This is a genomic window from Microbacterium sp. ZW T5_45 (assembly GCF_044987415.1).
GTDB lineage: Bacteria > Actinomycetota > Actinomycetes > Actinomycetales > Microbacteriaceae > Microbacterium.
On sequence record NZ_JBJDRJ010000043.1, the window covers coordinates 20,839 to 31,274 of the forward strand.

Annotated in this window: 8 protein-coding genes; 3 read left to right on the forward strand and 5 right to left on the reverse strand. The window is 67.4% G+C overall.

Annotated features, from left to right (window positions below; all coding sequences use genetic code 11):
* The first annotated feature begins 16 nt into the window (after positions 1-16).
* Positions 17-3,826: a carbohydrate-binding protein gene (locus tag ACI3KS_RS16985; RefSeq protein ID WP_404919716.1), complete on the forward strand. Its 3,810-nt coding sequence runs from the start codon at positions 17-19 to the stop codon at positions 3,824-3,826.
* Positions 3,827-3,872: 46 nt separating this feature from the next.
* Here ACI3KS_RS16985 and ACI3KS_RS16990 read toward each other — a convergent pair whose 3' ends face one another.
* Together ACI3KS_RS16990 and ACI3KS_RS16995 are read right to left on the reverse strand one after the other, a co-directional pair.
* Positions 3,873-4,955: a LacI family DNA-binding transcriptional regulator gene (locus tag ACI3KS_RS16990; protein WP_404919723.1), complete on the reverse strand. Its 1,083-nt coding sequence runs from the start codon at positions 4,953-4,955 to the stop codon at positions 3,873-3,875.
* 111 nt (positions 4,956-5,066) lie between these two features.
* Complete coding sequence (locus ACI3KS_RS16995; protein ID WP_404919717.1) at positions 5,067-5,795, reverse strand: YoaK family protein; 729 nt, start codon at positions 5,793-5,795, stop codon at positions 5,067-5,069.
* A gap of 154 nt (positions 5,796-5,949) precedes the next feature.
* Here ACI3KS_RS16995 and ACI3KS_RS17000 point away from each other — a divergent pair, with 154 nt between their 5' ends.
* Both ACI3KS_RS17000 and ACI3KS_RS17005 read left to right on the forward strand, forming a co-directional pair.
* A complete protein-coding gene (locus ACI3KS_RS17000) occupies positions 5,950-7,161 on the forward strand; it encodes a cupin domain-containing protein (RefSeq protein ID WP_404919718.1) in 1,212 nt (403 codons plus the stop codon).
* Positions 7,162-7,266: 105 nt separating this feature from the next.
* Positions 7,267-8,466: an MFS transporter gene (locus ACI3KS_RS17005; protein ID WP_404919719.1), complete on the forward strand. Its 1,200-nt coding sequence runs from the start codon at positions 7,267-7,269 to the stop codon at positions 8,464-8,466.
* A gap of 55 nt (positions 8,467-8,521) precedes the next feature.
* On the opposite strand, the gene ACI3KS_RS17010 is transcribed toward ACI3KS_RS17005, so the two are convergent.
* The 3 genes from ACI3KS_RS17010 to ACI3KS_RS17020 all read right to left on the reverse strand — a co-directional run bounded on the left by ACI3KS_RS17010 (position 8,522) and on the right by ACI3KS_RS17020 (position 10,180).
* Complete coding sequence (locus ACI3KS_RS17010) at positions 8,522-9,049, reverse strand: DsbA family protein (RefSeq protein ID WP_404919720.1); 528 nt, start codon at positions 9,047-9,049, stop codon at positions 8,522-8,524.
* A 12-nt stretch (positions 9,050-9,061) separates the two neighbouring features.
* Positions 9,062-9,532, reverse strand: coding sequence for a redoxin domain-containing protein (locus ACI3KS_RS17015; protein ID WP_404919721.1), 471 nt, complete (start codon positions 9,530-9,532; stop codon positions 9,062-9,064).
* Positions 9,533-9,604: 72 nt separating this feature from the next.
* Complete coding sequence (locus tag ACI3KS_RS17020) at positions 9,605-10,180, reverse strand: FUSC family protein (RefSeq protein WP_404919722.1); 576 nt, start codon at positions 10,178-10,180, stop codon at positions 9,605-9,607.
* Positions 10,181-10,436 lie beyond the last annotated feature (256 nt).

Sequence of the window (10,436 nt, forward strand, 5' to 3'; positions counted from 1 at the left end):
CACGGAAGAGAGATCGATGAAGATCTATCAACGACGCAGTATCCGCACCGCGATCGGCAGCGCGCTGGTCGGGACCTTGGCGATGAGCGGCGTGCTCTTCGCCGCACACCCCGCGACCGCCGGCTCGGGCACGACCTCCGTGGTGTCCGAGACGCCGCCCGGGATCGTACGCACCGTCAGCGATGCCGGGTTCGCGCATCCCGGCGTCGGCTTCACCGCGGACCACCTCGAGAACATGCGCGCACAGGTACTCGCCGGGGTCGACCCGTGGGCGAGCTACTACGACGCGATGATCGAGACGCGGTACGCGACACGCGATTTCCGGGCGGAGAACGCGCAGCCGGGCACGGACACCCCGAAGAACGACGCGTATTCGAGTGTGGGGATGCGTTCGAGCGCGTTGCGCGACAGCATCGGTGCGATGACGCAGGCCCTCGAGTACGTCGTCACGGGCGACGAGCAGTATCGCGCGAATGCGCTGCACGTGATCCGGACCTGGAGCAGCCTGGACCCTGCGAAGTACGAGTACTTCGCCGATGCCCACATCCACACCGGAGTGCCGCTGTACTACATGCTCATCGCCGCCGAGGTGATCCGCGGCACGGAGCCGGCCGGCACCGAGCTGGACGGATACGACCTGCGTTGGACGGATACCGATCAGCAGCGCATCGAGGACAACCTGGTGCGTCCCGTGCTCGACACGTTCCTCTCGTCGCCCAACCGGCTCTGGAACCAGCACCTGTACGGCGTGATCGGGATGGTGTCTGCGGCGATCTTCCTCGACGACGCCGATCTCTACGCCGAGAGAGTCGAGTGGTTCACGGTGAACGCGGGTTACGAGAGCGAGCACGATCTGTACGGCGGGAACGTGAACGGCTCGCTTCTGCAGCTGTTCCGCGAGATCCCCGCCGACGACCCCGCGAACACGACGGGAGCCCCTTTCGTGCAGCACATGGAGATGCTGCGCGATCAGGCTCACGGTCAAGGCGATGTCGATCTCTTCGTCGCGCTGGCCCGCATCGTCGACGCGCAGGGCACGCGGGTCGATCCCGATGACGGCACGGTGTCGACGGCATCCGACGCGGTGTCGCCGTACGACTTCCTCGACCACCGCATCCTCAAGGGGGCGGACACGTTCTACGCCTTCATGATGGGCGAGGACGTGCCCTATGTCCCTGCGAACGAGGGAGGCACGCTGTCACAGGCGTATCGCGGGCGGCTGCAGGATCCGCTCAGTGAGGCGTATCTGCAATACCGCTACGTCGCGGATGTCGACGTCGCTGACGAGGCTCCGAACGTCGCGCAGCTGTACGAGCAGCGCGACGGACCGCTCTACTACTACGGCACGGGCGTGCAGAACTTCTGGAACGACCGCGGTTCCGACTACACCGGCGCCGAGTACTGGGTGGCCTTCCCCGAGGAATTGGCCGGAGAGGACGACACCGTCGCACCGCTCGCCGAGAGCGCCGCGCTGTCCACCACGATCTTCGGCACGCCTCTCGGTGCCGGGGCATCGCGGGAACAGGAGGGCGACAGGTCGTTCATCCGGCTGGACGCCGTCGAGGACGACGCCTGCATGGCGATGCGTCGAGCGATCTGGGGCGACAGATCGAAGAACTCGCTGGTCGGAGTCGAAGTCCGCAGTGACGGCGCCGCACGACTGCAGCTCTCACGCACTGCGACCGAGCCGCCCTTCGGTGAGATCGTCGTGCCCGACACCGGCGGCGAATGGCGGTACGTATGGCTCGACCTCGCGTACGCGCAGACGCCCGGCGCGGTGGGGGACAACATCGTGTTCCTCCGCGCCACCGGTTCGCAGGCGACGGTCGACGTCGGCTCGGTGCTCGCACAGGCGAACGGCGCGCTCACGCCGCCGGTCTTCGCCGAGGCGCCGCAGCTCGACGTGGTGCTCGTGGCCGGTGAGTCCTGGACTCGGGCGCTGGTGACGACGGATGCCGGGGGAGGGGCGACCGCACTGTCGCTGCAGGGCGCCCCGGACGGCGCAGCTCTGGGCGACGGCACCCTCTCGTGGACGCCGCAGCAGACGGGAGACTTCGAGCTGACGGCCGTCGCGTCGGACGGCGAATCCATCACCGCTCTACCTGTCGCGATCACCGTGGTCGCAGACCGGGCGGCGGCGATCGCGGAACTGGTCGACCGCGCAGGAGCCGCGGAGGACTACACCTCCGCAAGCCTGGCGCGGTCGGCCGCGGCGCGCACCGCGGCTGAGAACGCTCGGGACACCGCCGACTCGGCGGCCTTCGCCGCGCTGCTGGAAGAACTCGCCGATGCCGTGTCGGGCCTCGTCCTGCTGAATCCCCGGTTGACGGACGGCACGCTCGACTACCGGACGCTGGTGAGCGCGGCGCCGCTGACCGGTCAGCAGCTCACCGCACTCACCGACGGCGACAACCAGACCCACTGGGGCGACCAGCGGGTGCCGAGCATCGTGTTCGACTTCGGGGCGGGGTTCCGCGTCGGAGCAGAGCGATTCGGCATCCAGGCCAGGGACACCTTCACGAACCGTGCCGAGGGCACCAACGTCTACGGATCGAACGACGGCACCATTTGGACCCTCCTGACCGAGCATCCGAACGTCGGACAGGACGCGGCAATCGAATGGCTGCCTGTGCGAGGCGAGGTCCAGGATCGGACTTTCCGGTTCGTGAAGTTCCAAGTGGACGATCCGGGCGTGCCATCGGACCCGGCCTATCCCGGAATCTGGAGCATCGCCGACATCCGCATCGACGGAGTGCGCAGCGAAGCGGTCGGGTCCATGGAGACCGTCTCGCTGTCCTCGGCGGATGCCGTGGCCGGGCGGGTCGTCGCCGGCGACGAGGTCGCAGTCACGCTGTCGGGCGACCCGGGGAACACCGGTGTCGCGGTGACGGTTCTCGGCACTGCGGCGACGGTCACGGCCTCCGCCGCCGGCCAATGGGTCGCAACTGCGACGCTGCCGTCCGACGCCGCGGCAGGCAGTGGTGTGAGTTTCACGGTCGACTTCACGGCCGCCGATGGTCGCACGGCCGACACCGTCTACGCCACCACCGACGGGTCGAAGCTCTTCCTGTCGAGCGACGACGGGCGTATCGACGGCGCGTTCCGCGACGCGGTGGTGCTCCGACCGGACGGTGTCGTCGATGCCGCGTGGACGCAGTACACGGCACGGATGCTCGACGGCGACCCCGCGACGCACTCGGACACGCGCCTCAACTCGGGAACCTACGGCAACGTCTGGGACTTCGGCCCCGATACGACCGTCTCGCTCACGGGCGCCGAGGTGCTCGTGCGGCAGGACGGATACGGTACCAGCCGCATCGCCGACATGCGGTTGGAAGGGTCGAACGACCTGCAGACCTGGACGCGGCTGAGTCCGCAGGCTCCCGCCAAGACGCTCGAGTGGCAGCGATGGGCGGTGAGCGACGACGCATCGTTCCGGTACGTGCGGATCGTCAACGGCCAGATCCTCAATGTCGCGGAGCTCATCGTGTTCGGCACCGCCTCGACGGTCGAGCCGGTTCCTGCGTGGGATCCCGCGACCGTCTACGGCGCGGGGGACCAGGTGCAGCACGCAGGGTCGACCTACACGGCGCAGTGGTGGACCAGCAACGAGCAGCCGGGCAGCACCGCCACGGGATCGTGGATGGAGCAGGGCGCGCCCGTTGCGGCGGCGGGCGAGGGGGTGTCGACCTGGACGCGGTCCATGGTCTACACCGGCGGAGAGACCGTCGCGCACGACGGACACGTGTTCCGTGCGCAGTGGTGGACCCGCAACCAGGCACCAGGCGACCCGCACGGGCCCTGGGAGGATATCGGCGCGTACTAACGACGGATCGGGGGTGCGGCCGGCTCGGCGGTCGCGCCCCTCCGTCTCACTGTCGGACGGCGCCTGTGGAGTCTCGGACGATCAGCTCGCTCGGCAGGACGACGGGGCCGTCGTAGGTGCCGCCCACCGCGATGCGGCCGGCGAGTTCGCCGACGTCGTGGAACGGTGCACGGACGGTGGTCAGCGACGGCGTGAGGTCGGCGACGAGCTGCATGTCGTCGAAGCCTACGACCGACACCTGCGCGGGGATCGCCATGGCCGCCTGGTGCAGTGCGCGGCAGACACCCACTGCCATCACGTCGGTCTGGCACACGATGCCGGTGACCCCGGGATGCTCGGCGAGAAGCGTCATCGTGGCTGCGGCTGCGTCATCCGAGGTGTTCCCGCTCCGGATCGCCAGTGACAAGTCGCCCTCGATCCCTGTCGTGGCGAGTCCGTCCTGGTAGCCGAGGAACCGCTCACGGGAGGTCGTCGTCTCGTCGAGCGCACCGACGAATGCGATGCGTCGGTGCCCCAACCCGATGAGGTGCTCCACGGCACTGCGCACGCCGCCGCGGTGGTCGTAATCGATCGATGCGATGTGCGGCAGGTGGGGCAACGCTGCGCGGCCGCACAGGATCAGCTGCGCGCCGACGCGCGCGAGCGTCTCGGAGTATCGCTGCGCGCGCTCCTCGAACTCCTCGCCCGTGGGGGTGGCGCCGACCAGCAGTACGGCCGCGACCCGCTGCTCGCTCAAGGTCTCGATGAGTGCGGCCTCGCGATCGAGATCTCCCCCCGTCGTGCACATCGTGAACAGGTGTCCGTTCGCGGTCGCGACGTCTTCTGCGCCGCCGGCCATGGAGGCGAAGGTCGGGCCGACCATGATGCTCGACACGAACGCGATGCTGCGGCGGCCGACGCCCATCATCGAACGGGCGAGCCCGTTCACGACGTAGCCGAGCTCTTCCGCCGCGGCGAGGACGCGCGCGTGGCTGGCCGAGCGGCCCGTGGCGCGGCCGGCGAGGACACGAGAGGCCGTGGCGCGCGAGACCTCTGCCAGACGGGCGACGTCGGCCAGCGTGGCTCCGCCGCTGCCGCCGGGTCCTGGGGAGGAGAGGCGAGGAGGAGCCCCGGTGTCGGGGTTTTCCATGATCACAGGAAGAATCTATCGTCCGGAGCGGCGTACCCGGGGATTGCGGGCGCAACTAGTTCCAGGTGGCATGGTCGGACACCGGCGGGGCGGTTGCGGAGCTTTCCTGGATCACGGTGTCGGACCGTTCCCTGCAGGGTCGATCGTGCCGCGGCCGCGTAGTGCACACACGCGAAGCGCAACAAGGATGGCGGCCGCGAGGACCAACGACACGCCCTCCCAGCGAGAGTCGAGCGCGAAACCTGCCCCGCCTCCGGCAGCGAACGCCGCGAGCACCGCGAGATACGCGCCCGCCGGGCGCAGGTGGCGCTCGCCGTCGTCGGCGATGTGACGGCCTGCGGCCCGGCCGAGAAGGCCGGCTGCCATCTGGATCACTGAGGTGACGGCGATGTTGCCGTAGAGCATGCCTGTCTCGCGGTGAAAGGCGTTGCCCTGGACACCGGCGAGGAAACTTATGGCCCACGCGATCCACATCGGTTCGATTTCTCGGAAGGCGCTCAACGCGGCGAGGGCGCCGAGGAGCAGAATCTCGACGAGCAGGACGGCCGCAGAGTACGACCTGCCGCGCCGCGACAGCCAGAGGATGAGGATGCTGCAGGCGAAGGCCCCGAGCGCGAAGACGAGAACGGAACTGGCAGCGAGGAGCGCTCGTTCGACGTTTCCCTCTGCGGTGAAGTAGCCGAGCGAGATGAGGTTCCCGGACTGCACTGTCGCGAACGTGCCGACCTGACCGAAAGTCCACGCGTCGAGCAGACCGGAGACGAAGGCGAGAGACGCCGACGCCCACACTGTTTCCAGCAGCGGGTAGCGACGAAGTGACGAGGCGTGGGCGAGTGACATGGAAACCTCCTGGGGTGACTCCACCCAAGCGAAAGAGACCGTCCACGGCGTCCGACGAGTGTCGAGTGCACGTTCGTCAGCTATCCCTGTCGCGCATCGCTGGACGTCGCCAGACTCCTGGGTACCGTCCGGATTCGCCACGAAGGAGCAAGCCATGGATTCGTCCGAGAACATCCCCGTCGGGCACGAGGTTCCCACGCTGGGCAACCCCGACCTGCCGCAGGAAGGCGAGGTGAACATCACTGACCGGCCGCAGAGCAACACCATGACCGGTCCTCAGAACGAGACCATCGAGTCGCAGTTCCCGAACCAGATGCACGCGCCCGCGACGGACATCAGCACCCAGCCGTTCTTCTGGTCGTCGTTCAACATCTCCCCGCGGCGGGTGCAGCGCGGTGGATGGGCGCGAGAGCTCACCAGGCAGGACTTCCACATCTCCGACGAGATCGCCGGCGTCAACATGTACCTCGAGCCCGGCGGCATCCGTGAGCTGCACTGGCACCAGACCGCCGAATGGGCCGTCATGACCCGGGGCAAGGCCCGCGTCACCACGCTCAGCCGCTCGGGGCTCCCCGCCGTCGAGGACGTGGAGGAGGGTGACCTCTGGTTCTTCCCCGCAGGCACTCCGCACTCCCTGCAGGGACTCGGTCCCGATGGGGCGGAGTTCGTGCTCGCCTTCGACGACGGCGACCAGTCCGAGTCGAACACCCTCCTGCTCACCGACTGGTTCGCGCACACTCCGCCCGAGGTCCTCGCGAAGAACTTCGGTGTCGCGCAGGAGGTCTTCTCCGACATCCCGTTGCACAACCTCTGGATCTTCCCCGGTGACGAGCCCCCGGCCCTCGAGGTCGACCAGGCCGCGGCCGGCGTCGAGTGGGGCATGGAACCGGTCATCTTCCGCCTGTCACGGTCGAAGCCGCTCTACGAGAACACGGGCGGGTCGATCCAGATCGCCGACTCCACCAACTACACGTACTCCTCGACAGTCGCCGCGGCCCTCGTCACCGTCGAACCCGGCTCGATGCGCGAGCTGCACTGGCACCCCAACGCCGACGAGTGGCAGTACTACCTCCGCGGCTCCGCCCGGATGACCGTCTTCAACACCGGCCCGCACGCGAACACGACAGACTTCCGTCCGGGAGACGTAGGTGTGGTCCGCAAGAACTTCGGCCACTACATCGAGAACACCGGCGATGACGTGCTGCAGTTCCTGGAGGTGTTCCGCACCGACAGGTACGAGGAGATCTCGCTCGCCAACTGGCTCTCGCACGTGCCGCCGCAGCTCGTCTCGGCGCACCTCAACATCGACCCCGCCGTCCTCGCGAGCTTCCCACGCGGTTCGCAGGGCATCACTCCTCTGCGCTGAGCAGAGGGATCCACCCGCCGCACCCTGCGCGCTGGTGAGCGGCGCCGGGAGTTCGCAGCCCCGGCGCCGCGTTGCATTCTGTTGCCCTTGCAGAGGAAGAGCATGATGACGCACTCCCCATCCACCGATATCACTCGCCACACGACACCGTTCTGGGTGGTGGCTATCGCGTTCCTCCTCGTGATGGCCTACTCCACCGTTCCCACGCCGCTTTACCCGCTCTATCAGCGGGTCGACCGCTTCCCGGTCTCGGTCGTGACCATCGTGTTCGCGGCATACGCGGTCGGTGTCGTCGCGAGTCTGTTCCTGCTGGGCCACGTCAGCGACTGGATGGGCAGACGCCGGATGCTCGTCATCGCCATCCTCGTCTCTGCGCTTTCGGCAGTGCTCTTCACGGCGTTCACGGATGTGCCGGGCCTACTGGTGGCCCGCATCGTCAACGGCATCAGCATCGGCGTGCTCACCGCGACCGCGACCGCACACCTCGGCGAGCTGAGGGCTCGAGCGCGGCCGGATGAGAACACCATCGTCGCGGCATCCGTCGCCGGCGGCGCGAACCTCGGGGGTCTCGCGCTCGGTCCGCTCATCGGAGGTCTCTTCGCCGACTTCCTGCCCGACCCGCTGCATCTTCCGCACACCGTGTTCGCGGTCGTCCTCATCCTCCTGGCCATCGCCGTCGCACTCGTTCCGGAAACTGTCGCCCCATTGCCGCACAAGTATCGCCCGCAGAGGGTTTCGGTGCCCGCGGCATCCCGAGGTCACTTCATCGCTGCCGCGTTCGCGGCTTTCGCTGGCTTCGCGCTCTTCGGGCTGTTCACCTCTCTCGCGCCCTCGATCCTCATCGGCATCTTCGACGAAAGCGGACACCTCATGGCCGGCGTCACGGTCTTCCTCGTCTTCGGGTCCGCCGCCGCCGCTCAGGTGCTTCTCGCCCGAGTCGCTCGTCGTACCCAGTTGCTGTTCGCCGCCGTCGCCTGCGGTATCGGGCTGCTCGCCATCGCCGGAGGAGCTCTCGCACCTTCGCTCGCCCTCTTCCTCTTGGGCGGAATCGTCGGCGGTGCGGGCGTCGGTGCCCTGTTCAAGTGCGCGCTGGCCACGGCATCCGAGATCGCGGAGCCGGAGCGCCGCGGCGAGACGCTCGCTGCGATGTTCCTCGTCGCATACTGCGGACTGGCGATCCCGGTACTCGCCATTGGCGGGGCACTCACCGTTCTGCCACAGATCACCGTGCTGCTCGTGTTCGTCGTCCTGGTCGGAATCGTGACGGTGGCCGCCGCACTGCGGATGCGTCGCATCGCGCGCTGAATGAGGGAAGGGTTGCCGGGTACGTACCCGGCAACCCTTCCCTCGCGGGTGTGGTTCAGGCGGAGCGGCGAACCGCTTCGGCCAGCGCTGCGGGCAGCCCCTCGGTTCCGCTGTCGACCCGCACACCGTTGATGAAGAACGTGGGGGTCCCGTTCACTCCGCTGCGGATGCCGCCCTCCTCCTCATCGCGGATGCGGGCGATGAACTTCTTCGAGGCGACGGCTGTGCGCAGTTCATCGAGCGGCAGGTCGAGACGCTCACAGATCGTCGCATAGAGATCGGGACCCAGCTGCTGCTGGTTCTCGAAGAGGAGGTCGTGTGCTGCCCAGAACTTTCCGTGCTGCGCGGCGAATTCCGCGACGAACGCCGCGTTCACCGCCTCGGGGTGGACTTCCGCCAGAGGGAAGTTGCGGAACACGAAGCGGACCTCCCCGGCGTAGGCGGCCAGGAGGTCTTTCACCACAGGATAGGCGGCGCCACAGTAGGGGCACTGGTAGTCGCCGTACTCGACGAGGACGACTGGGGCTGCGGCGGGTCCTTTCGAATGGTCGTGTGGGGAGACGGGATTGCGAAGTGAGGACATCGTTCTCTCCTTTCAGTTGTGAACGAGTGCGTCGAGAGCGTCGAGCACGCCGTCGACGCCGGGGTTGACGGCGACGGGCGCAAGGTAGCTCCAAGCGATTACGCCGGCGGAGTCGATGACGAACAGGGCTCGGCGGGCTTCGCCGACGGAGTCGTCGTATGCGCCGAAGAGACGCGCGACGGCGCCTTTCGGTTCGAAGTCGCTGAGCAGAGGGAAATGCAGCGAGTGGGCTGTGGTGAACGCCTCGTGCGACCACACGTTGTCCACGGACACAGCGATGACCTGCGCGCCTCGCGCGCGGATCAGCGGCAGGGCCTCATTGATGACCGAGAGCTGGTCGCCGCAGACGGGGCTCCAATCGGCCGGATAGAAGGCGAGGACCACGGGTCTGCCGAGGAGTTCATCCGAGTTCAGCGACTGGTCGGCGGTAGCCCGAAGGGTGAAGTGCGGGGAACGCTCTCCGGGCTGCAGGATCTCTGGCATGGTCGGCTCCTTCTTTGCTTCTCTCACTGTGCTCGCGTCGGGCGAGGCAGCCGTAGGCCGAGAGTTCGAAGGTCATCCGACATGTGTCGAGCCGGGCGCGCTCCGTGTCCTTTGGACCACGACCACTCCGAGGAGGACGATTGCCGCAATGGCTGCTCCGGCGAGGGTGTCAACGACGCGTTCGTCTGCAACTTCACTGATGGAATTCCCAGCTGCGGAAGCGAGGAGGACCGCCATTGGCGTCACAACAGTAAAAGCCCACGTCAGGTTTCGGCTCAGAAGAAGCTCGAAAGCGAAGATCAAAGCGGCGGCCCAGAGTATGCGGGCGAACCCCTGGGGTTCGATGACGGCGAGCACGATGACGAGCAGGATGGCGAGGCTGGTGCCGATGAGTCGTTGCACGCCGCGGAGGATCGCGGAATGCACGTCCGCGTCCTTCTGCAGGATTCCGAGGCACGCCAACATCACCCACGCCGCGTGGTGCAGCCCGAGGAACGCACTGACGGGTACGGCCAGCACCGCGGCCACGGCGATGCGAGCGACGACGACGCGAACCGATGCGGGAACAGAGAAATGCCACGGGACGCGTCGCTCGAAGAGCTCCTGGTCGTTCGCTCGGATCGCTGGCACCACCAACGGCAGCACCACGACGAGATACCCGACGAGCGCTCCGCCGGTGAGCGATGCGATGACTTCGAGATAGCTCATCCCGGCTCCGCCCTTGGTTACGGGCGCGACGAGTTGACCGGCGGAACCGGTGATGAGGACGAGGAACAGTGAAGCGCCCCAGGTTTGATGCCGCATCCTTTTGAGTTGGAAGGATGTATGTCATGCCGAAGAAGATCGATCCCGCGCTGCGTGAGCGCGCTGTCCGGCTGGTGCGCGAGCATCGTTCGGAGTATCC

What these genes read in the sequence shown, in the direction of transcription:
- ACI3KS_RS16985 (WP_404919716.1), top strand. Translation starts at nt 17, where the DNA reads ATGAAGATCTATCAACGACGCAGTATCCGCACCGCGATCGGCAGCGCG.
- ACI3KS_RS16990 (WP_404919723.1), bottom strand. Translation starts at nt 4,955, where the DNA reads ATGGAAAACCCCGACACCGGGGCTCCTCCTCGCCTCTCCTCCCCAGGA.
- ACI3KS_RS16995 (WP_404919717.1), bottom strand. Translation starts at nt 5,795, where the DNA reads ATGTCACTCGCCCACGCCTCGTCACTTCGTCGCTACCCGCTGCTGGAA.
- ACI3KS_RS17000 (WP_404919718.1), top strand. Translation starts at nt 5,950, where the DNA reads ATGGATTCGTCCGAGAACATCCCCGTCGGGCACGAGGTTCCCACGCTG.
- ACI3KS_RS17005 (WP_404919719.1), top strand. Translation starts at nt 7,267, where the DNA reads ATGACGCACTCCCCATCCACCGATATCACTCGCCACACGACACCGTTC.
- ACI3KS_RS17010 (WP_404919720.1), bottom strand. Translation starts at nt 9,049, where the DNA reads ATGTCCTCACTTCGCAATCCCGTCTCCCCACACGACCATTCGAAAGGA.
- ACI3KS_RS17015 (WP_404919721.1), bottom strand. Translation starts at nt 9,532, where the DNA reads ATGCCAGAGATCCTGCAGCCCGGAGAGCGTTCCCCGCACTTCACCCTT.